The organism is Sphaerisporangium fuscum, assembly GCF_018531465.1.
GTDB classification, from domain to species: Bacteria; Actinomycetota; Actinomycetes; order Streptosporangiales; family Streptosporangiaceae; genus Sphaerisporangium; species Sphaerisporangium fuscum.
Map to the genome: position 1 here is coordinate 1 of NZ_JAHDTF010000009.1, position 20786 is coordinate 20786.

Genomic DNA, 20786 nt, shown 5'->3' on the forward strand with positions numbered 1-20786 from the left:
GTGTCGCCGAGGCGGTGCGCCGGGCACGGGCCGCGCAGGCCGGCTGGGCCGGGGCCAACGCCGCCGAACGCGCCGCCGCGCTCACCGCGGCGGCCGCGGCCGTCGCCGGAGCGGCGGACGAGCTCGCCGCGCTGGTCGTCCGCGAGGTCGGCAAGCCGGTGACCGAGGCCAAGGGCGAGGTCGCCCGGTCCGTCGCGATCCTGCGCTACTACTCCCAGCAGGTCTTCGACCCGGTCGGCGCCGTGCACGAGCCGTCCGGCACCGGGCTCGCCTACACGCGCAGGCGCCCGCGGGGGGTCGCCGGGCTGATCACCCCGTGGAACTTCCCGCTGGCCATCCCGCTGTGGAAGGCCGCTCCCGCCCTGGCGTTCGGGAATGCGGTCGTGCTGAAGCCGGCCCCGCAGGCGCTCGGCAGCGCGCTGCGCCTGGCCGAGCTGCTCGGCCTGCCCGAGGACCTGTTCCAGGTCGTGCCGGGCGACGCCGAGGAGGGCTCGGCGCTGGTGGAGGCCGCCGACGTCGTCTCCTTCACCGGATCGGCCGCCGTCGGCCGCAAGGTGAGCGTCGCCGCCGTCGGCCGCGGCACCCCCGTGCAGGCCGAGATGGGCGGGCAGAACGCCAGCATCGTGCTCGACGACGCCAACGTCGAGGCCGCCGCCGCGCAGATCGCCGCCGCCGCGTTCGGGTACGCCGGGCAGAAGTGCACCGCCACCAAGCGCGTCATCGCCGTGGGCAACGGCGAGCAGGTCCGCGAGGCGCTGGTCGCCGCGGTCGCCAAGCTCGGTGTGGGCGACCCGTCCGACCCGGGCACCGCCGTGGGTCCGGTGATCGAGGAGACGGCCCGCGACCGGGTGGTGGCGGCGACCGTCGGGGGACGTGTGCTCACCGGCGGCGACGCCCTCGACCGGGCCGGCTGGTTCGCCGCCCCCACGCTCGTCGACGGCGTCCCGGACGGGCACGTCCTGGCCTGCGACGAGGTGTTCGGGCCGATCTGCCTGGTGCAGGACGCCGGCTCGGTGGACGAGGCGGTCGCCCTGGCCAACGGGGTGCGGTACGGCCTGGCCTCCGCGGTGTACACCCGCGACCTCGACCGCGCGCTGTCGGTGTCGGCGCGTCTGGAGTCGGGCCTGGTCAAGGTCAACACCCCGACCACGGGCGTCGACTTCTACATGCCGTTCGGCGGCGAGAAGGACTCCAGCTACGGCCCCCGCGAGCAGGGCAAGGCCGCCCAGGAGTTCTACACCTCCACCCACACCGTCGCCCTCGGCCTGTCCGGCAACTGACCCGTCCACGCGGCCACATCGACCCGGCGCCGTCATCGGCGCCGGGTCCCGCCGTGGGCGGGTTTTCCGTTTCGCCGTTCTGCGCGGCTTTCCGGTCGTGACGGCAGGGACGGCTGAGGAGCGTGGTGCATTACGGGTTCTACCAGCGGGTTAACGGTCTGGTCTCGAAGCTTGACGCCCGCTTTTCGCGCGGTGTGCAATGTCACACACCATGCGGAGCCGGTGTTTTCGGTAGGAGAGATACAAGATGGGCAAATCGCGCATAGCGGCGATCTGGTCAGCGGCCGCGGCCGTGACCATGCTGACGGCCGGCTGCGGCCAAGGCCTCCTCGGCGGTGGCGGCGGCTCGGACGCCTCGCAGGACAAGGGGCCCATCAGCCTCGGCATGCTCGTCCCCCAGTCGGGCAGCGAGGCGGCCATCGGACCTTACATGAAGAACGCCGCCCAGCTGGCGGTGGACGAGATCAACGCCAAGGGGGGCGTGCTGGGCCGCAAGCTCGAGCTCAAGGTCGCCGACGACGCGTGTGACGCGCAGACGGCCGTCGCCGGCGCCAACAAGCTCGTCACCGAGGGCGTCAAGATCTCGGTGGGCGGCTACTGCTCGGGCGCGACGCTGCCCACCCTGCCGGTCTTCGGCAAGGCGAACATCCCCATGATCATCCCTGCGGCCAACTCGCAGGAACTCGTCGACCAGCACCTCAAGCACGTCTTCCTGATCAACGGCACCGGCACGCAGCAGGCGTCGGCCGCCATGGCCTGGATGACCAAGCAGGGCGCCAAGAGCGTCGCGCTGGTGCACGACAACACCAGTTACTCCAAGGACATCGCCGTCCGCACCCAGCAGCTCCTCGACCAGGCCGGCGGCCCGGACACCGCGATCCTCGAGGCGGTCACGCCCAAGGAGAGCGACTACAGCGCGAACATCCACAACATCTTGGCCAAGAAGCCCGACTTCGTCTACTGGACGGGTTACTTCCAGGAGGGCGGCCTCATCATCCGCCAGCTCCGCCAGGCCGGGTACAAGGGCGCGATCATGGTGGGCGACGGCGCGGTCTCGGAGAAGCTCGCCCAGATCGCCGGCGGCGACACCGCCGAAGGCGTGTACGCCACGATGACCCAGACCCCCGACACCCTCGAGGGCGCCCAGGGCTGGATCGACAGCTACAAGAAGAAGTTCAACGCCGACCCCGGCCCGTACTCCAACCAGGCCTACGACGCCGTCCGGCTCGCCGCCGAGGCCGTCAAGAACGCCGGGTCGACCGACGGCGCGAAGGTCATCTCCGCGCTGGAGGGCATCAACGGCTTCCAGATGTTCTCCGGCCCGCTGAAGTTCACCCCCGACCACACGCTCTCCAGCGGTGGCTTCCAGATCCTGGTCGTCAAGGGCGGGAAGTTCGTCCTGCAGGACTCGCTCAAGTGACCTTGGGCACCGATCTTCCCCGGGCGGCCGGCGCCCGCGTCCCCCTCCGGCGGGTGGGCGCCGGCCCCTCCGGTTCCAAAGGAAACGTGAAATGTCACAGCTGATCTGGAACGGCCTGTTCGTCGGCTCGTTCTACGCGCTGGTGGCGCTGGGCTACAGCATGGTCTACGGGATCATGAAGCTGCTCAACTTCGCCCACGGCGACATATACATGCTCGGCGCCTTCACCGGGTTCGCGGTCCTCGGTGCCGTCGGCGGCATCTCCCCGGGCATGGCGCTGCCCGTGCTCCTCGGGGTCCTCGTCGTGACGATGGCCGTCACCGGCATGTCCGGCGTCGTGCTCGAGCGCATCGCCTACCGCCCGCTGCGCCGGGCGCCGAGGCTCTCCCTGCTGATCACCGCGGTCGGCGCGTCCTTCGCACTGGAGTACGGCATGCGGGCGGTCGCCGGGCCGGACCCGCAGGTCTACCCGGTGCGGCTCGGCGGCACCTCGGTCCAGGTGCTGGGCGCCACGATCACGCTCCAGCAGGTCGCGCTCATCATCATCGCCGTCGCGCTCATGGTGGGCCTCAACCTGCTGGTCACCCGCACCCGCGAGGGCCGCGCGATGCGCGCCATCGCCCTCGACCCGCGCACCAGCGCGCTGATGGGCATCGACGTCAACGCCGTGATCTCCCGGACGTTCTTCCTCGGCTCGGCCCTCGCCGGCGCCGCCGGCGTCATGGCGGGCGCCTACTACGGGAAGATCGACTTCCTGATGGGCTTCCTCATCGGCCTCAAGGCGTTCACCTCGGCGGTCATCGGCGGCATCGGCAACATCCCCGGCACCATGCTCGGCGGTCTGCTGCTCGGCCTGCTGGAGTCGTTCGGCACCTACTTCCTCGGCGGCGAGTGGCGTGACGTCTTCGCCTTCGGCGTGCTGATCCTGTTCCTGTCCGTGCGGCCGACCGGCCTGCTCGGCGAGCGCGTGACGGAGCGCGTATGACGACGGCCAAGACCCGCGGGCGGGTCACGCCGCTCGGCCGCGCCACATCCCGGCTCCTCGAGAGCAAGTGGGCCCTCATCGGCCTGACCGTCGCGCTGCTCGCGCCGTTCGTGATCGCCACGCCGTACGCGCTGTCGGTCATGACCATCGCCGCGATCTTCGTGATGCAGGCGTCCGGGCTGAACATGGTGGTCGGCTTCTGCGGCCTGCTCGACCTCGGGTACGTCGCCTTCGTGGCCATCGGCGCCTACACCAGCGGCGTGCTGTCCACCCGGCTCGGGCTCCCGCTGATCGCCACCGTCCCCGCGGTCATCGTGGTCACCGTCATCGCGGGCATCGTGATCGGCGCCCCCACCCTGCGGCTGCGCAGCGACTACCTGGCCATCGTCACCCTGGGCTTCGGCGAGATCATCCGCATCACCGCCAACAACCTGGACGTCACCGGCGGCCCGTCGGGCATCTACGGCATCCCGAGCCTGATCAACGCGCAGAACTCCCAGCAGGGCGCCGTCCTGTTCTACTACGCGACCGTGATCATCGTCGCGCTGGCCGTGATCGGGTCCTCCCGGCTCGGGCGCTCCCGCCTCGGCCGGGCCTGGCGGTTCATCCGCGAGGACGAGGACGCCGCCGAGGCCATGGGCGTGCACACCTACAAGGTCAAGCTCGCCGCCTACATCGCCGGCGCGGTCTGGGGCGGGCTCGCCGGGGTGCTGTTCGCCTCGCAGCTGACCGCCATATCGCCGGGCAGCTTCTCGTTCCTGCAGTCGGCGCTGGTGCTGATGGCCGTCGTGCTCGGCGGCATGGGCTCCACCCCCGGCGTCGTCATCGGCGCCATCGTGATCAGCCTCCTGCCGGAGGTGCTGCGCGACTTCGCCGACTACCGCTTCTTCGCCTTCGGCGTGCTGCTGATCATCGTCATGCTGGTCCGCCCGCAGGGCCTGTGGCCGCACCGATCCAGGGAGGCGAGCTCATGACGCTGCTGTCCGTCGAGGGCCTGCGGCTCTCCTTCGGCGGCCTGCTCGCCATCGACGGCCTGTCGTTCTCGGTCGGCGAGGCCGAGATCGTCTCGGTCATCGGGCCGAACGGCGCCGGGAAGACCTCCGCGTTCAACTGCGTGACCGGGTTCTACAAGCCCACCGCCGGGCGGATCTCGTTCAAGGGGCAGCCGATCAGCGGCATGCGCCCCTCGCGCATCGCCGGCCTCGGCGTCGCCCGGACCTTCCAGAACCTGCGGCTGTTCGGCGAGATGTCCGTGCTCGACAACGTCCGCGCCGGATCCCACCTGTGGCTCAGGCAGAGCTTCGTCGACGCGCTGCTGCACACCCCCCGCTACCGCCGCACCGAGCGCGAGTGCACCGAGCAGGCCCACCACTGGCTCGACTTCGTCGGGCTGCGCGGCGACCGGTACGGCGAGGCGCGGGCCCTGCCGTACGGCGAGCAGCGCCGGGTGGAGATCGCCCGCGCCCTGGCCCGCAAGCCCGACCTGCTGCTGCTGGACGAGCCGGCGGCCGGTCTCAACCACGGCGAGAAGGCCGAGATGCTCGACCTGATCCGCCGGATCCGCGACCTCGGCGTCGCCACCGTGCTGATCGAGCACGACATGGGCCTGGTCATGGAGGTGTCCGAGCGCGTGGTCGTGCTGAACTTCGGCAGGGAGATCGCCGACGGCCGTCCCGAGGACGTACGCCGCGACCCCGCCGTCATCGAGGCCTACCTCGGCCGGGACGACGACGAGGACGGGGATCCCACGGAGGAGACGAAGGGAGCCCGCGATGGCGGCGCTTGAGGTCGACGGGCTCGACGTCCACTACGGCGGCGTGCACGCCCTGCGGGGGCTCTCCCTGACCGTCGAGCCGGGGGAGATCGTCGCGCTGCTCGGCAACAACGGCGCCGGCAAGACCACCACCCTGTCGGCCGTCTCCGGACTGGTGCGGCCGAGCGCGGGGAAGGTCGTCTTCGACGGCACCGACGTCACCAAGGCCAAACCGGAGGCCATCGTCAAGGCCGGGCTGGTCCACGTCCCCGAGGGACGCCGGGTGTTCAGCACGCTCACCGTGCACGAGAACCTCCAGATCGGCGGGTACCTCGTGCGCGACCAGGCGGAGATCCGCAAGCGCATCGACCGGGTGTACTCCCTGATGCCGCGCCTGGCCGAGCGGCGCACCCAGCACGGCGGCACGCTGTCGGGCGGTGAGCAGCAGATGCTGGCCATCGGCCGCGCCCTGGTCACCGGGCCGCGCCTGCTGCTGCTGGACGAGCCGTCGATGGGCCTGGCGCCGCTGGTAGTGGCCTCGGTGATGGAACTGGTGCGCGAGGTGAACGCCGAGGGCGTCGCGGTGCTGCTGGTGGAGCAGAACGCCAAGGCCGCCCTGAAGATCGCGCACCGGGGCTACGTGATCGAGAACGGCGAGTGCGTGCTCGGCGGCACCGCCGCGGAGCTGCGCGGCGACTCGCGCGTGGTCGAGGCCTACCTCGGAGGGGTCTGATGACCGTCCACGCGCAGGCGGAGATCAGCACCGTCGACTACCACACCGGCGGGGAGCCGTTCCGGATCGTCACGGCGGGTGTCCCGGAGATCCCCGGCGACACCGTCCTGGCGCGCCGTGAGCACGCCTCGGCGCCGGAGGTCGACCGGGTGCGCCGCCTGCTGTGCCACGAGCCGCGTGGGCACGCCGACATGTACGGCTGCTTCCTGGTGCCGCCGGACGACGACGGCGCCCACCTGGGCGTGCTGTTCTGGCACAAGGACGGTTACTCCACCGCCTGCGGCCACGGCACCATCGCCCTCGGCGTCCACGCCGTGGAGTCGGGGCTGGTCGAGGCCGATCCCGACGGCGACACCGACGTCGTGGTGGACGTGCCCTCCGGCCGGGTGACCGCGCGCGTGCGCCGCCGCGCCGGGCTGATCGAGGCGGTGACGTTCAGGAACGTTCCCAGCTACGTGGTCGCCCGCGACGTCCCGGTCACCCTCGCCGGCCACGGCGAGGTCGCGGTGGACGTGGCGTACGGGGGCGCCTTGTACGCCTCGGTCCCGGCGGCGGCCTTCGGGCTCACGGTGGAGCCCGGGCATCTGACCGAGCTCATCGCCCTCGGCCGCTCCGTCAAGGCGTCGCTGGCCGGGCACCCGGCCGCCCGGCACCCCGAGGACGACCGGCTGTCGGGGATCTACGGCGTGATCTTCCACGACGAGCTCGGCCCCGCCCGGCAGCGCAACGTCACCGTCTTCGCCGACGGCGAGGTGGACCGCTCACCGTGCGGCTCGGGGACGGCCGCGCGGCTCGCCCTGCTGCACGCCGGCGGCTTCACCGGCGAGCTCACCCACGAGAGCATCGTCGGCAGCGTCTTCACCGCGCGGGTCGCCGGGACGCGCGGCGAGGCGATCATCCCGGAGATCACCGGGATGGCGTACCGCACGGGCGCGCACCGGTTCGTCCTGGACCCCCGCGATCCGCTGGGTACGGGGTTCACCCTGCGATGAGCGATCTGCCCTACATCGACGGGGACACCCTGCGGCGGCTGGTCCCGGTGGAGGACGCCGTGCGCGCGCTCGCCGGGGCGCTGCGGGGCGGCCTGGACCCCGAGGGCGGCACGCCGCGCCAGGTGGCCGGCGTGCCCGCCGGGCAACTGCTGCTCATGCCGGCCGCCCACGGCCGGTACGCCGGGGTCAAGGTCGTCAGCGTCGCCCCTGGCAATCCCGCCAGGGGCCTGCCGCGCATCCAGGGCACCTACCTGCTGTTCGACGGTGGGACCCTCACGCCGGTGGCCGCCATGGACGGCGTCGCGCTGACCGCGCTGCGCACCCCGGCGGTCTCCGCGCTCGCCGCGGCGCACCTGGCGGGCCCGGACGCGCGCTCGCTGGCCGTGTTCGGCACCGGGCCGCAGGCGTGGGGCCATGTGGAGGCGCTGCGCGCCGTACGCCCCGTGGAGCGGGTGACGGTCGTCGGCCGGGACCTCGGCCGCGCCCGGGGCCTCGCGGCCCGCAGCGCGGGCCTGGGCCTCACGGCGGAGGCGGTCTCGATGGGGGACGGGCGGGCGGTGGCCCGCGCCGTCGCGTCCGCCGACCTGATCGCGTGCTGCACCAGCGCCCGTGAGCCGCTGTTCCCCGGCGATCTGGTGGCCGATGGCGCTACCGTCGTCGTGGTCGGCTCGCACGAGCCCGACGCCCGCGAGATCGACGGCGACCTCGTGACCCGCGCCACCGTGGTCGTCGAGTCGCGCGCGGCCGCGCTGGCCGAGGCCGGCGATGTGATCATGCCCGTCCGGGCGGGCCTGATCGGCCCGGAGCACCTGGCCGGCGATCTCGCCGACCTGGTGAACGGCGAGGTGAAGCCGGGCCCCGCACCCCGTGTGTTCAAGAGCGTGGGCATGGCCTGGGAGGATCTGATCGTTGCGGCCGCCGTCCACGAGGCGTGGGCGGGGCGATGAACCCGGGGAGGGGATGCCTGCATGGGCAGCGGGTCCAAAGGGGTCCGGCGATGAAGGACGTGACATGAGCGAAGAGGGCAGGCTCGACCTGCCGGTCATGGCCGGGCGCCAAAGCCTGCGCGAGCAGGTGGCGCAGGCGCTGCGCGACGCCCTCGTCGCCGCCGAGATGCGCCCCGGCGTGGTCTACTCGGCCCCGGTGCTCGCCGCGCAGTTCGGCGTCTCCGCCACCCCGGTGCGCGAGGCGATGCTCGACCTCGCCAAGGAGGGCCTGGTCGAGGCCGTCCGCAACAAGGGGTTCCGGGTCACCGAGCTGTCGGAGCGCGACCTGGACGAGCTGACCGAGATACGGGCCCTGCTGGAGGTGCCGACCGTCGCCCGCCTGGCCGACTCCTCGCGGGCCGCCGACTTCGAGGCGCTGCGGCCGGTGGCCCAGGAGATCGTGACGGCCGCCGAACGCGGCGACCTGCTCGCCTACGTCAACGCCGACCTGCGCTTCCACGTGGAGCTGCTCGCGCTGTCCGGCAACGCCCACCTGGTCGAGATCGCCAGAGACCTGCGGTACCGCGCGCGGCTGTACGGGCTGAAGTCCATGTCGGAGCGGGGCACCCTCGGCGACTCCGCCCGGGAGCACCTCGCCATCCTCGACGCGCTCATCGGGGGCGACGCGGAGGCCGCTCGCACGATCATGGAACACCACATCCGGCACGTGCGCGGCATCTGGGCCGACCGGCCCGAATGACACCCGGAGCGCCTCCGGCCGACCGGCCGGAGGCGGCTGCTGGAGCGCGCCCGGCCGGCCGACGCGGGTGACGCCGGGAGGTCACCGCGTCCGGGACGCCGGGCGGCCGTTGTGCGCGCAGACGGCGAGGGGCAGGCGCAGGACGAATCGCGCGCCGCCGAGCGGGGAGGCGCACGCCTCGATCGTCCCGCCGTGGGCGATCGCCACGTCGCGCGCGATCGCCAGGCCGAGCCCGGTGCCCCCGGTGTCCCGGCTGCGGGCGGAGTCCAGCCGCGTGAAGCGCTCGAAGATGCGTTCGCGGTCGGACTCGGCGACACCGTCGCCGTCGTCGTCCACGATGAGCTCGGCGCAGCGGCCGTCACCGCGCACCTCGACGAGCACGTCCTTGTGGGCGTGGCGCTCGGCGTTGTCGAGCAGGTTGGTGACGACCCTCTCGATCTGCGTCGGTATGACGTCCACGGCGATGCCCGGCGTGAGCCGCAGTCGTATCGGGAGCCCGGCGATCCGCCGGGTCACCAGCTGCTCGGCGGTCGCCGCCAGGTCGATCGTCTGCCGCGTCTCGGGGGAGCTCACCCCGATGCGCGCCAGCAGCAGCAGGTCGGTGATGATGGCCTCGAGCCGGTCGACGTCCCGCAGCGTGTGCTGGAGCAGCGACTCCAGGTCGGTGCTCTCGGGGTGGAGCTCGGCCTCCTCGAGCTGCGCGCGGATCCCGGCGATCGGGGTGCGCAGCTCGTGCGAGGCGTCGGCGGCGAACTGCCGCTGCTTGTCCATGACGGCCTCCATGCCCTGCTTCGCCTCTTCCAGGCGATCGAGGGTGGCGTTGATGGTCCGGGTCAGCCGGGCGACCTCGTCGTCGCCGGCTCTGTCGGGGACGCGGGCGCCCGGCTCGCTGAGGTTCATCGTCGTCAGATCCGATTTGATGACGCGCAGCGGCCGCAGCATCCAGCCGGTGATCATCCAGGACGCCACGACGGCGAGGATGATGATCACGATGTTGCGGATCGTGATGTACAGGTCCTGAGCGGACGTCGAGATCTCCCGCGGAGCGGGCCGGCCGGCGTACACGATCCTCGCCCCCGGCGAGGAGCCGGTCCTGAGCGCGGAGACCCGGACGCACCCCACCCGGGGCAGGCCGCAGGTCCGCACATCTTTCCCGGCCTGGTCGGCGGGCCAGGCCGAGGAGAGCGGTGGCAGCCCCTTCGCCGCCGCCGAGGCGGCGACGAGCCGGTGGTCGCGGGAGAAGACCTGCACCAGATCGATTCCCGGCACGCCCGAGTCGACCGGATCGGTGAGCATCCCCAGCCGGTCGGCCTCGGCGACGCGGGCCGCCGCCTCCCGGTTCTCCCGCCACAGGTTGTCGACGACGGTCTGCCGGGTCAGCCTGACGGTCAGCGCCGCCGTCGGGACGAGCAGGAGCACCGCGAGGACGGCCACCAGGGCCGTGATGCGTCCCCGGATGGTTCGCGGGCGGCGTCCCTTCCGGAACACCCGTGCTGACGGACCCATGATCACACCTCGCCCATGGGCCACGGACGCCTCGCGTACACCGGCAGCTCGAACCAGACGGTCTTGCCGCGGTCCCTGCCCTCCACGCCCCAGCGGCGGGACAGCAGGTCGACCAGGTGCATCCCCCGGCCGGTCTCGTCGTAGGCGTCCACCTTCACGGCCAAGGTCGGCGGCTCGGGATTGCCGTCCTCCACCTCGCAGCGCAGCGTGCCCGCCGCCGAGCGGAGCCTGAGCACCGGCGCTCCCCATGCGTGCCGCAGCGCGTTGGCGAGCAGCTCGCCGGCGAGCAGTTCGGCGATCTCACTCTGGTCGTGGTGACCCCAGTCGGCCAGCTGCGACCGGATGAGGGACCGCCCCACCGGTATGGACCGGAAATCCTCACTGAGCACCCAGGACGCCCGCCGGGGACGCCGGGTGGACAGCCGCCGCACCGGCCCCGGGAGGCGGTGCAGCATGGTCCCGAGCCTCCGCAACAGCTTCGGAGGGTGCTTCGTGGGCCGGCACAGCAAGGTCGGTGCGGGCGTGTGGATCCGCAGAAACCGGTCGGCCACCGAGGTGAGGCACGTGAGCGCGAGACACGCCGGCAGGGCCGACTCCGCGAGGACGCGGGCGGCGGGAGAGCGCGGCAGGGGCGACGCCAACGGCGCCGTGGCCGTCATGGGTGCGGTGTACGTGCTGGTGAGCCGGGTATACATGGCGTTTCCCCTCTCCGCTCGCTTGCTGCTCCAGGTGCGTCGCGGTGGCCTGGCCTCCCGCGTTTCCCTGTCCACGATCCCGGCTCCGGCGCCCGCCGTCTTCGATGGCAGCCCCCATCTTGGGCTTCGCGCCAGCGGGGGCACCGACATTCCTGCTAGCTGCAATGCGCTCGGGGGACGGTGTTGAAATCCTGGTGATGTGCCGCTCAGCTGTCTCATCGTCGACGACAACGATCACTTCCTCCAGGTAGCCCGCCAGGTGCTCGAACGAGGGGGGATCGCCGTTGTAGGCGTGTCGTCGACCACCTCCGACGCGATGCGGCGGTTCGAGGAGTCCCGGCCCGACGTCGCGCTGGTCGACATCGATCTGGGTGACGAGAACGGCTTCGATCTGGCACGCCGCTTCTCCGAGGCCGCCGGGCGATCGGCCGGCGGCACGTGTTCGAGGGTGATCCTCATGTCGGCGCACCTCGGCGACGACTTCGCCGAACTGATCGCCGACAGCCCCGCCGTCGCGTTCCTTCCGAAGACGGACCTGTCCGCGAGGATCATCCACGACATCCTGGGCGAGAACGACTTCGGGAGCCCCGCGGGCCTCAGCTGACGCGGCTCCCGGACCTGTACTCGGGACGCCGGCCCCGGTGGTTCACACCCGGCCCGTCAGTGGAAGTCGGTGATGCGGAACACCGCCATCATGTCCGCCGCCCGGGAGCCGGTGGTGGAGAAGGAGGCCTCCACGCCGACCCAGCCACGGAAGGCTCCCCTGTCGTCGATGATCTGCATGAGCGGCTTGACGTGAGAGTTGCCGGTGTAGCAGAACTCACCGCGCTCCATCGCCAGGCAGGTGCACCAGTGCCACAGCGTGTCGCGGCGGTCGGAGTTGGAGATCTTCGTGAGGTAGTACTGGATGGAGCTGATGTCGGCGCGCGTTCCGCCGCCGTACTTGGGGCAGCCGCCGGACTTCTGGCACGCGCCGCGCGAGGAGGGCTGCAGGTAGGTCAGGCACGAGGTGGTGGTGGCGCAGGCCCGGAAGGCGGAGTTGCCGAAGGGCTGGTCGCCGGAGGTGACGAGCTTGCCGCCCGCCCAGCTCGTCAGGTCCTGCCTCAGCGAGCCGGGGAACGCCCTCACCGAGCTCATCGCGCGCCGGACGCCGGGCGCCGCGTTGCTGCCGTAGCCGTACCCGTGAGTGGCCAGCGTGCTGTACTTGAGGTCCAGACGGGCCAGCTTCCCGTCGGGGGAGGGCCGCACGTACCACTGCTCCGTCCACGTCTGGGCGATCTTCCAGCGGATGGTCAGCACGTTCCCCGACACGGTGTACGTCCCGGTGCGGCTCTCGCCGGGAGCGCCGGTGAAGCCTCCGGCGGTGAGCACTTCGCAGGTACGGGGGCGCGACCGGGAACCGCCGGCCTTGGTGCTGCAGCCGGCGTCGGGGACGAGGCCGGTGCGCTGCCTGGCGACGGGGTGACGCTGCCACCACAGGTACAGCGCGGCGGTCACGGTGCCGTCCGGGGCGAAGCGGTAGCTGCCCAAACGGACCCAGTTCTGTCTGGAGGCGGCTTCGAGATGCCCCTGGGAGACGACATAGGCGGCCCTGCCACCCGGCAGCGGAGAGGCGGAGACGCCGGCGGAGGCCGGCTGGGGAGGCGCCATGACGATGCCGAGAACGAAGGAGAGGACTGCCGCTGCAGCACGCATGGAGAGACTCCCGAAGGCTTGCGGACGTGGCCGTTGTCCACGGGCCACCGTATTCGCCCCGGACCCGTTGCGTCCCCCGAACGGCCGAACGGCCGCGCGACGGCAGGGGGAACCATGGAGGCTTCACGATCACCGCACCGGAACGAAGGTCGACCGCCGGACCCCACCGATCTCGACTTGGTACAGGCCCTACCGCGACTCCAGGAACGCCAGGACGGCGAGGACGCGGCGGTGGTCCTCCTGCGTCTCGGGCAGCTGCATCCTGGTCAGGATGCTGCGCACGTGCTTCTCCACCGTGCCCTCGGTGATCCACAGCCGGTGGGCGATGCCGGCGTTCGACCGGCCTTCCGCCATCAGCGAGAGCACCTCGCGCTCACGCTGCGTGAGCAGCTCCAGCGGGTCGTTCTTCCGGTGGGCGGCGACCAGCTCCTGGACGACGCAGGGGTCGACGACCGACGCGCCGAGGTCGATGCGCCGGATCGTCTCGATGAAGTCGGCGACGTCCATCACCCGGCTCTTCAGCAGGTAGCCGACCCTGCTGCCCGCGGCGAGCAGCTCCATCGCCTGCTCGACCTCGACGTGCGCAGACAGCAGCAGGATGCCCGTGCCGGGGAACTCGCGGCGTATCAGGCGGGCCGCCTCCAGCCCCTCGGTGGTGTTGCTGGGCGGCATGCGGATGTCCACGATCGCCAGATCGGGGACGTGCTCGCGGACCAGGGCGACCAGCTCGGAGGCGTCCTTGGCCTGGCCGACCACCACGAAGCCGTACCGCTCCAGCAGGCTGGCGAGCCCTTCGCGCAGCAGGACGTCGTCGTCGGCCAGCACCACCGTCCTCGGACGCTCGGTGCGCTCCGCGCCGCGCCCCGTGGCGCCCGCCGACGGGGCGCCCGCACTGGTCACGGAGAGTGGGACATCGCCGGCAGAGGCGCCGGGACGGGACGGGGAATCCCAGGTGGAACGGGGTGGGCGGGCGCCGGCACGCGAGCACGGACGGTCAGGGGCCCGCCTCGACACGGGGGTATGCTTGAGAGTTATGTGAGCGGTTTTCATCACTGCTGCTCCGCCCGGAACGTCCGCGACTTGCGATCGGAGTCGCGGTCGGCGCCGTGTGTGTCGCCCTGGAAACCCTCATCGCGCATCATCTGGATGCGATCGCGCCCGTCCAATCTCTGGCGATAGTCTATCTTCCCGCCGTCCTGCTGTTCTCCCTCGCCTGGGGCCTGCCGGCCGGCATCCTGCTCGCGCTCGTCAGCGTCCTGGCCTACAACTACGTCTTCATCGCACCCTACGGGTCCATCGCCGTCGCCGACAGCGAGGACATCGTCACGATCCCGATCTTCCTCGTCGTCGCCGCTGTGACGAGCTGGCTGGCGGCCCGGGTCCGACGCATGGCGGCCGAGACCACGCGGCGCCGTCAGGAGGCCGACCTGTCCGCCCGGCTCGGCCAGATCCTGCTCGGTACGATCGACCTGGAGGCGGGCCTGGAGGCGGCGGCGTCCCAGCTGGCCGTCGATCTGGGCCTGCCGGAGGCGAAGATCGAGGTCTCCGCGGTGACCGGTGACGAGGCGCACCGGGCCGTACCGCTCGTGGACGGTCGTGCCCCGGTCGGCACGCTCCTGCTGCCCGCCGGCACGCCCTCCGAGACCGTCGAGTCCCTGCGCGCCAGGATCGTGCCGTCACTGGCCGCGCTGGTCCGGGCGGCCCGCGACCGCGCCGTCATCCGCGGTTCGCTGGCGGCCAGCCGCGACGAGTACCGCCGCGTCGCGGAGGAGCAGGCCGCCCTGCGGCGGGTCGCGACGCTCGTGGCGCGAGGCGTCTCGCCGACCGAGCTGTTCAGCGCCGTCGCCTGCGAGATGGGACGCCTCCTGCACGCCGACCACGCCGGGATCACCCAGTTCGACCGGGCCGCCGGTCAGATCGTCTCGGTCGGCTCCTGGAGCGTCTTCGGCCCCGAGTTCATGCTGCCCGTCGGTTTCACCTGGCCGGCCGACCACCCGAGCGCCTCGGCGAAGGTGTGGCGCACCGGGCGCCCGGCGCGGATGACCGACTACGCGACCGCCGGCGGCCACATCTCCGAATGGGCGCGTACCCGCGGCATCCGCTCCTCGGTGGCCTGCCCGATCACCGTGGACGGCCGGCTGTGGGGCGCGATGGTGGCCCTGGCGGCAACGCCGTTCCAGCGGGAGGACGCCGAGCGGCGCATGGTCGGCTTCACCGAGCTCCTCGGCACGGCGATCGCCAACGCGCAGGCGCACGCGCAGCTCGCGGCCTCCCGGGCGCGGGTCATGGCCGCGGCCGACGAGTCCCGCCGCCGCGTCGAGCGCGATCTGCACGACGGCGCCCAGCAGCGCCTTGTGTCCCTCGGCCTGGAGCTACGGGCCGTGGAGGCCGCCATGCCGCCCGAGCTGGAGCAGCTGCGTGAGCAGCTGTCGCTCACCGTCGAGGGCCTCGGGGGGGTGCTCCAGGAACTGCAGGAGATCTCCCGGGGCCTGCACCCCGCGATCCTGTCCAAGGGCGGCCTGGCCCCGGCCCTGAAGGTGCTGGCGCGCCGTTCCTCGGTCCCGGTGAAGCTGGAGGTGGACCTGGAAGGCCCGCTCGCCGAGCGGGTCGAGGTGACCGTCTACTACGTGGTGTCCGAGGCGCTGACCAACATCGCCAAGCACGCGCAGGCCTGCGAGGCCTCCGTCCGGGTGACGGGGCGCGACGGCGCCGTCGAACTGGTGGTGCACGACGACGGGGTGGGCGGGGCGCGGCTCGACCAGGGGTCCGGGCTGATCGGCCTGATGGACCGCGTTGAGGCGCTCTCGGGCAGGATGGAGGTCTTCAGCCCCAAGGGGAACGGCACCCGCATCGAGGTGCGCATCCCCGCCCAGCGGCGGTAGCCGCCGCCGGGCCGTCAGGACGTCCGGGTGGCGCCGACCGAGGCGATGACCACGCAGCCGATCGCCGCCCACTCGCGCACCTGCAGGAACTCTCCCAGCACGAACAGGCCGACCAGGGCGGCGGCGGCCGGCTCGAGGCTCATCAGGATGCCGAAGACGCGCTTGGGCATCGTCCGCAGCGCCTGCAGCTCGAGGCTGTAGGGGATCACCGAGGACAGCAGCCCGACACCGGCGCCCAGCAGCAGCAGATCCGGGCGGAGCAAACCGGTGCCGCCCGTGGTCACCCCGATCGGCGCGATCACGACGACCGCGATGATCATGGCGAAGGACAGCCCCGTGGTGCCCGGGTAACGCTTGCCGACCGCCGCCGACAGCAGGATGTACCCCGCCCAGCACAGTCCCGCCAGGGCCGCGAAGCCCATGCCCACCAGGTCCAGCCCGCCGCCCTGCCACGGGGCGAGCAGGACGATGCCCGTGGCGGCCAGCACCACCCACAGCAGGTCGAGGCGGCGCCGCGAACCGGCCACCGCCACCCCGAGCGGGCCGAGGAACTCGATGGCCACGGTGACGCCCATCGGCAGGCGCGCCAGCCCCTCGTAGTACGAGAGGTTCATCAGGCCGAGCGTGACCCCGAAGGCGGCGCCGACGGCGAGGTCGCGCCGGGTGAGGCCGCGCAGCCGGGGGCGGGCGACCAGGGCGAGGATCACGGCGCCGGCGGCGATCCGCACGAAGACCACCGCGCTCGGCGGCAGCTGCGTGAAGAGGTTCTTGGCCAGCCCGGCCCCGATCTGCACCGAGAGGATCCCCAGCATGACCAGGCTGGAGGGGGGAAGCGCGCCGGCGGCGCTGCGCAGGAGGGCGCCGGGGCGGAGGCGGTCCGGCTCGTACGGCCCGGAGGACGCGGACAGGGAGGGCACGGTCATCAGGCGTTCTCACGTTCCTCGCACGCGGCGGTGCGATCGGGGGGAGGGGGATGCGGAGGAGCCGGGCTCACTCCCAGCGGAAGGTACGGGAGGCCACGAACAGCGTCACCGCGGCCCAGGCGAGCAGCACCAGCAGCTCGCGGGCCGGCAGCCCGCCGCCGTGCGCGAGCACCGAGCGCAGGCCCCCGGTGAGCGCCGTGATCGGCAGCAGCTCGACGACGGCCCGCACCGCGTGCGGGAACGCCGTGACCGGCAGGACCACGCCGCCGAGGCCGAGAAGCACCAGGTAGACGAGGTTCGCCGCGGCCAGGGTGGCCTCGGCGCGCAACGTGCCCGCCATCAGCAGCGCCAGCCCGCTGAAGGCCGCCGTGCCGGCGATCACCAGCAGGACCGCCCAGACGGGATCGCCCTGGGGGTGCCACCCCATCGCGAGCGCCACGGCGGCGATCACCACGATCTGGAGCACCTCGACGGTGACCACCGCGAGGGTCTTGGCCAGCATCAGCCCCGGCCTGGACAGGGGAGTGGCGCCGAGGCGTTTCAGCACGCCGTACCGCCGCTCGAACCCGGTGCCGATCGCCTGCCCCGTGAAGGCCGTGGACATGATCGCCAGCGCGAGCACGCCGGGGGCCACGAAGTCGATGCGCCTTCCGGGCAGCTCCAGCAGCGGCGCCGCGGAGAACCCGACGAGCACCAGGATCGGGATGATCAGCGTGAGCAGCAGCTGCTCGCCGTTGCGCAGCACCGCCCGCACCTCGGCGGCGGCCTGCGCGAGCACCATGCGGGGCAGCGGCGCCGCGCCCGGGGCCGGGGTGAAGTCGAGGGCCGGGCGCGAGGTCAACGCAGTTCCCTTCCGGTGAGCTCGAGGAAGACGTCTTCGAGGGTGCGGCGCTCGACGCTGAGGTCGTCGGTGGTGACGCCCTCGGCGGCGCACCAGGCGGTGACGGTGCCGAGGAGCTCGGGGCCGACGTGGCCCTCGATGACGTAATGGCCGCTCGGCGACTCCTTGGCGGTGCTGCCCGTGGGCAGCGCGGTCAGCAGCTCGTCGAGGTCGAGGCCGGGCCTGGCGCGGAAGCGCAGCTGCCGCTCGGCGCCGGTGAGCCCCTGCGGGCTGCCCTGGGCGACGACGGTGCCGCGGTCGATGATCACGACCTTGTCGGCGAGCTTCTCCGCCTCGTCCATGTGGTGGGTGGTCAGGACGACCGACACGCCCCGGGCGCGCAGCTCGCCGACGACGTCCCAGCAGGCGTGGCGGGCCTGCGGGTCGAGGCCGGCCGTCGGCTCGTCGAGGAAGACGAGCTCGGGGCGGCCGACGACGGCGGCGGCGAGCGACAGGCGCTGCTGCTGGCCTCCCGACAGGCGGCGATAGGGGGTGCGGGCGTGGTCGGCGAGGCCCAGCCGTTCGAGCAGGGCGCCGGGGTCGAGGGGAGAGGCGTGGAAGCGGGAGACCAGCCGCAGCCACTCACCCGCGCGGATCGCCGGCGGCACCCCGCCGGACTGCAGCATCACGCCCACCCGCGGCTTGAGCTCGGCCGCCTGGCGGACGGGGTCGAGGCCGAGGACGGACACCTCGCCGCCGTCGGCCTTCCGGAACCCCTCGCAGATCTCGATGGTGGAGGTCTTCCCCGCGCCGTTGGGGCCGAGGATCGCGGTGACGGCACCGCGATCGGCGGTCAACGTCAGGCCGTTGATCGCGACGGTGCGGCCGTATCGCTTGACCAGGTCGGTGACCGCGACGGCGGGGGCTTCCATGCTGACGAGTTTAGGGACCGCCGTGTGTGGTTCCTTCGCCGGACCTCGGGCTCGGCGTCGGGGGCCGGTAAAGGTTGGGAGCGTCTCCTCCCAAGTGGGGCGTCCGGCCCGGGTCCGGACGCCCGCCGCGTGTGAGGCTGGCCCCGTCCCCACCGCCCGAGGCGGCCGCGGCGCGAGCCCTCCGGCGCGTCCCGGCGAGCGGGACAGCGCGACGACGCCGTCGAGGAGGCCCGCATGCCCGCCCGTACCGGTTACAAGCCCGGCATGCCCTGCTGGGCCGACCTGTCCAGTGCCGACCTCGCCGTCTCCGTGGCCTTCTACGAGGGCCTGTTCGGCTGGCGCGCCGAGTTCGATCCGCGCCCGGAGGCCGGGGGGTACGGGTACTTCCGGCAGCGGGACAAGCTGGTGGCCGGGATCGCCCTGGCGTTCGACCGGGCCAGGCCCTCGGCGTGGAACGCCTACATCGCGGCCGACGACGCCGAGCCGGTCGCCCTGAAGGTCAAGGAGGCGGGCGGGCACGTGGTCACCGGCCCCGTCCAGGTCTTCGACGAGGGCACCATGGCGGTCTTCCGCGACCCGTCCGGGGCGGCCTTCATGGTGTGGCAGGCGGGCAGGCACCACGGCGCGCAGCTGGTCGACGAGCCGGTCGCGCTCTGTCGGCTCCACCTCGACACCCGCGACCCGATGGCGGCCAGGTCGTTCTACCCCGCCGTCTTCGGCTGGGGCTCCCGCACCTCGCCGGACGGCCGGTACACCGAGTGGCTGGCCGACGGCCGCCCCGTGGCCGGCATGCCGACCCAGCCCGGCCCGCCGGCGTCGGCCCCGGAGGCCCACGCCGGTGCGATCGCCCCAGAGGCCCGTACCGGGTCCGCCGTCCCGGAGGCCGGCACCGGGGCGGTCGCCGCCCCGGACGCGCGGTGGCTGGTCTGCTTCGCCGTCGCCGACTGCGACGCGACCTCCGCCCTCGCCGAGCCGTGGGGCGGCGGTGTGCTGCGCCCCCCGTCGGACCTCCCCATAGGGCGCCTCGCCGTCCTCGCCGACCCGCACGACGCCTCCTTCGCCGTGGTCACCCCGAGATCCCCCAGGTGACCGCCCGCGCGCTCTGAGAGCAGGAGCGGGAAGAAAGTTCTTTATCTGGGAATTGGATGACCTTTACCCCTGTTGGTGTCCTCTTGGGCCCCTGAGGGCCGCTTGGCGTCGGGCGCTTGGGAGGGGACCGCATGACCGTCGGCATGCCGCGAGACGAGACCGTGGCGGAGGCCGGAACGGCCGTGGCGGGACCCCGGCGCAGAGGGCTCCTGCTGCTCGTCCTCGGCGCGCTGTCGGCGATCGGCCCGCTCTCGATCGACATGTACCTCCCGGCGCTGCCCGCCATCAGCGGCGAGATGCTCACCGGGGCCGCCCAGATCCAGCTGACCCTGACCGCCTGCCTGGTCGGGGTGTCGGTGGGCCAGTTGGTGGCCGGGCCGGTGAGCGACGTGCGGGGACGGCGGGGCCCGCTCATCGCGGGCGTCGGCGCCTACGCGCTGACCTCGCTGCTGTGCGCCTTCGCCCCCTCGGTCGAGGCCCTGGTCGCGCTGCGCCTGCTCCAGGGACTCGCGGGCGGCGCCGCGCTGGTGATCGTCCGCGCCGTGGTGCGCGATCTGTACGACGGGCCCGCGATCACCCGGATCTTCGCCACGCTGATGCTGGTCAGCGGCCTGGCGCCCATCATCGCCCCCATCGCGGGGGCGCAACTGCTCGCCGTGACCTCCTGGCGGGGGATCTTCGTGACGCTCAGCGTCGCCGGCCTCCTCCTGCTCCTCGCCGTGCTCGCCGTGGTGCGCGAGACCCTTCCTCCCGGGGACCGGGACGGCGGAGGGCTGCGGCACACCCTCGCGACGTTCGCGCTGCTGCTGCGTGACCGGTCGTTCATGGCGGCCGCGATGGCGGGCGGCCTCGGTTTCGCCGCCATGTTCGGCTACATCTCCGGCTCGCCGTTCGTCCTGCAGCAGATCTACGGGGTGAGCCCCGCGGGCTTCTCACTGATCTTCGCCGCCAACGCGCTCGGCCTCACGCTGATGGCCCAGGTCGGCGGCCGGCTGGCCGGCCGGGTGTCCGCCGGACGGCTCGTGCTCAGCGGGCTGCTGGTCAGCTTCGCGTCGGCGGCCGTGCTGACGGCCGCGGTCGTCGCCCACCTCGGGGTGGCCACCGTGGTGGCCTCGCTGTTCGCGATGATGTGCGGGATGGGCCTGTCGATCCCGGGCTCGGGCGCGCTCGCGCTGGCCGGGCAGCCGCCCCAGGTCGCGGGCAGCGCCTCGGCGCTGCTCGGCCTGCTGCAGTTCCTGCTCGGCGGTGTCGCCGCGCCGCTCGCCGGGCTCGGCGGCTCGGGCACGGCGCTGCCGATGGCCGTGGTGATGACGGGGCTCTCGGTCGTGGCCCTGGTGGCGTTCCTGGCGCTGAGCCGGGGACGGGTGGCGGAGGCGGCTTGATCGGCGTCGACGT

The 20786-nt window shown here is 72.7% G+C and carries 20 protein-coding genes; 13 read left to right on the forward strand and 7 right to left on the reverse strand.

Going from position 1 to position 20786, the window contains the following annotated elements; genetic code table 11:
• From KIK05_RS12195 to KIK05_RS12235, 9 genes are all read left to right on the forward strand, one after another.
• Nucleotides 1-1280, forward strand: a 1280-nt coding sequence (locus KIK05_RS12195) for an aldehyde dehydrogenase family protein (RefSeq protein WP_214410774.1), incomplete at its 5' end; no start/stop codon positions are given.
• A gap of 247 nt (nucleotides 1281-1527) precedes the next feature.
• Nucleotides 1528-2700 carry a branched-chain amino acid ABC transporter substrate-binding protein gene (locus tag KIK05_RS12200; RefSeq protein WP_214410775.1) on the forward strand — a complete coding sequence of 391 codons (1173 nt, stop codon included), beginning with the start codon at nucleotides 1528-1530 and terminating at the stop codon, nucleotides 2698-2700.
• 91 nt (nucleotides 2701-2791) lie between these two features.
• Nucleotides 2792-3685 carry a branched-chain amino acid ABC transporter permease gene (locus tag KIK05_RS12205; RefSeq protein ID WP_214410776.1) on the forward strand — a complete coding sequence of 298 codons (894 nt, stop codon included), beginning with the start codon at nucleotides 2792-2794 and terminating at the stop codon, nucleotides 3683-3685.
• Complete coding sequence (locus tag KIK05_RS12210; RefSeq protein ID WP_214410777.1) at nucleotides 3682-4659, forward strand: branched-chain amino acid ABC transporter permease; 978 nt, start codon at nucleotides 3682-3684, stop codon at nucleotides 4657-4659. Before KIK05_RS12205 ends, KIK05_RS12210 begins: the two co-directional genes overlap by 4 nt.
• Nucleotides 4656-5471 (forward strand): ABC transporter ATP-binding protein, encoded by an 816-nt coding sequence (locus tag KIK05_RS12215; protein ID WP_214410778.1) that lies wholly within the window; start codon nucleotides 4656-4658, stop codon nucleotides 5469-5471. The genes KIK05_RS12210 and KIK05_RS12215 overlap by 4 nt, the downstream gene beginning before the upstream one ends.
• Nucleotides 5458-6171 (forward strand): ABC transporter ATP-binding protein, encoded by a 714-nt coding sequence (locus tag KIK05_RS12220; RefSeq protein WP_214410779.1) that lies wholly within the window; start codon nucleotides 5458-5460, stop codon nucleotides 6169-6171. The genes KIK05_RS12215 and KIK05_RS12220 overlap by 14 nt, the downstream gene beginning before the upstream one ends.
• Entirely contained in the window at nucleotides 6171-7163 is a 993-nt protein-coding gene (locus KIK05_RS12225) for a proline racemase family protein (RefSeq protein ID WP_214410780.1), read from the forward strand. Before KIK05_RS12220 ends, KIK05_RS12225 begins: the two co-directional genes overlap by 1 nt.
• Complete coding sequence (locus tag KIK05_RS12230) at nucleotides 7160-8110, forward strand: ornithine cyclodeaminase family protein (RefSeq protein WP_214410781.1); 951 nt, start codon at nucleotides 7160-7162, stop codon at nucleotides 8108-8110. The genes KIK05_RS12225 and KIK05_RS12230 overlap by 4 nt, the downstream gene beginning before the upstream one ends.
• Before the next feature lie 64 nt (nucleotides 8111-8174).
• Nucleotides 8175-8849, forward strand: coding sequence for a GntR family transcriptional regulator (locus KIK05_RS12235; RefSeq protein ID WP_214410782.1), 675 nt, complete (start codon nucleotides 8175-8177; stop codon nucleotides 8847-8849).
• Nucleotides 8850-8930: 81 nt separating this feature from the next.
• On the opposite strand, the gene KIK05_RS12240 is transcribed toward KIK05_RS12235, so the two are convergent.
• Nucleotides 8931-10355, reverse strand: coding sequence for a sensor histidine kinase (locus tag KIK05_RS12240; RefSeq protein ID WP_214410783.1), 1425 nt, complete (start codon nucleotides 10353-10355; stop codon nucleotides 8931-8933).
• Between the two features lie 2 nt (nucleotides 10356-10357).
• Nucleotides 10358-11050 (reverse strand): ATP-binding protein, encoded by a 693-nt coding sequence (locus tag KIK05_RS12245; protein ID WP_214410784.1) that lies wholly within the window; start codon nucleotides 11048-11050, stop codon nucleotides 10358-10360.
• Nucleotides 11051-11249: 199 nt separating this feature from the next.
• Here KIK05_RS12245 and KIK05_RS12250 point away from each other — a divergent pair, with 199 nt between their 5' ends.
• The gene (locus KIK05_RS12250) at nucleotides 11250-11654 is read left to right on the forward strand and encodes a response regulator (protein ID WP_214410785.1); all 405 of its coding nucleotides are present in this window, start codon (nucleotides 11250-11252) and stop codon (nucleotides 11652-11654) included.
• Nucleotides 11655-11710: 56 nt separating this feature from the next.
• Here KIK05_RS12250 and KIK05_RS12255 read toward each other — a convergent pair whose 3' ends face one another.
• Entirely contained in the window at nucleotides 11711-12745 is a 1035-nt protein-coding gene (locus KIK05_RS12255) for a hypothetical protein (RefSeq protein WP_214410786.1), read from the reverse strand.
• 189 nt (nucleotides 12746-12934) lie between these two features.
• Nucleotides 12935-13645: a response regulator gene (locus tag KIK05_RS12260; RefSeq protein WP_443729118.1), complete on the reverse strand. Its 711-nt coding sequence runs from the start codon at nucleotides 13643-13645 to the stop codon at nucleotides 12935-12937.
• Nucleotides 13646-13851: 206 nt separating this feature from the next.
• Here KIK05_RS12260 and KIK05_RS12265 point away from each other — a divergent pair, with 206 nt between their 5' ends.
• A complete protein-coding gene (locus KIK05_RS12265) occupies nucleotides 13852-15627 on the forward strand; it encodes a sensor histidine kinase (RefSeq protein ID WP_214410788.1) in 1776 nt (591 codons plus the stop codon).
• 14 nt (nucleotides 15628-15641) lie between these two features.
• On the opposite strand, the gene KIK05_RS12270 is transcribed toward KIK05_RS12265, so the two are convergent.
• The 3 genes from KIK05_RS12270 to KIK05_RS12280 all read right to left on the reverse strand — a co-directional run bounded on the left by KIK05_RS12270 (nucleotide 15642) and on the right by KIK05_RS12280 (nucleotide 18302).
• Nucleotides 15642-16550, reverse strand: a complete 909-nt coding sequence (locus KIK05_RS12270; RefSeq protein WP_214410789.1) for an EamA family transporter — start codon at nucleotides 16548-16550, stop codon at nucleotides 15642-15644.
• A gap of 67 nt (nucleotides 16551-16617) precedes the next feature.
• Nucleotides 16618-17391 (reverse strand): ABC transporter permease, encoded by a 774-nt coding sequence (locus tag KIK05_RS12275; protein ID WP_372455583.1) that lies wholly within the window; start codon nucleotides 17389-17391, stop codon nucleotides 16618-16620.
• Entirely contained in the window at nucleotides 17388-18302 is a 915-nt protein-coding gene (locus KIK05_RS12280; RefSeq protein ID WP_214410790.1) for an ABC transporter ATP-binding protein, read from the reverse strand. The genes KIK05_RS12275 and KIK05_RS12280 overlap by 4 nt, the downstream gene beginning before the upstream one ends.
• A 234-nt stretch (nucleotides 18303-18536) precedes the next feature.
• Between KIK05_RS12280 and KIK05_RS12285 the strand changes: the two genes are divergently transcribed.
• Nucleotides 18537-19391: a VOC family protein gene (locus KIK05_RS12285; protein ID WP_214410791.1), complete on the forward strand. Its 855-nt coding sequence runs from the start codon at nucleotides 18537-18539 to the stop codon at nucleotides 19389-19391.
• A gap of 131 nt (nucleotides 19392-19522) precedes the next feature.
• The gene (locus tag KIK05_RS12290) at nucleotides 19523-20773 is read left to right on the forward strand and encodes a multidrug effflux MFS transporter (protein ID WP_250562687.1); all 1251 of its coding nucleotides are present in this window, start codon (nucleotides 19523-19525) and stop codon (nucleotides 20771-20773) included.
• Nucleotides 20774-20786: the final 13 nt, after the last annotated feature.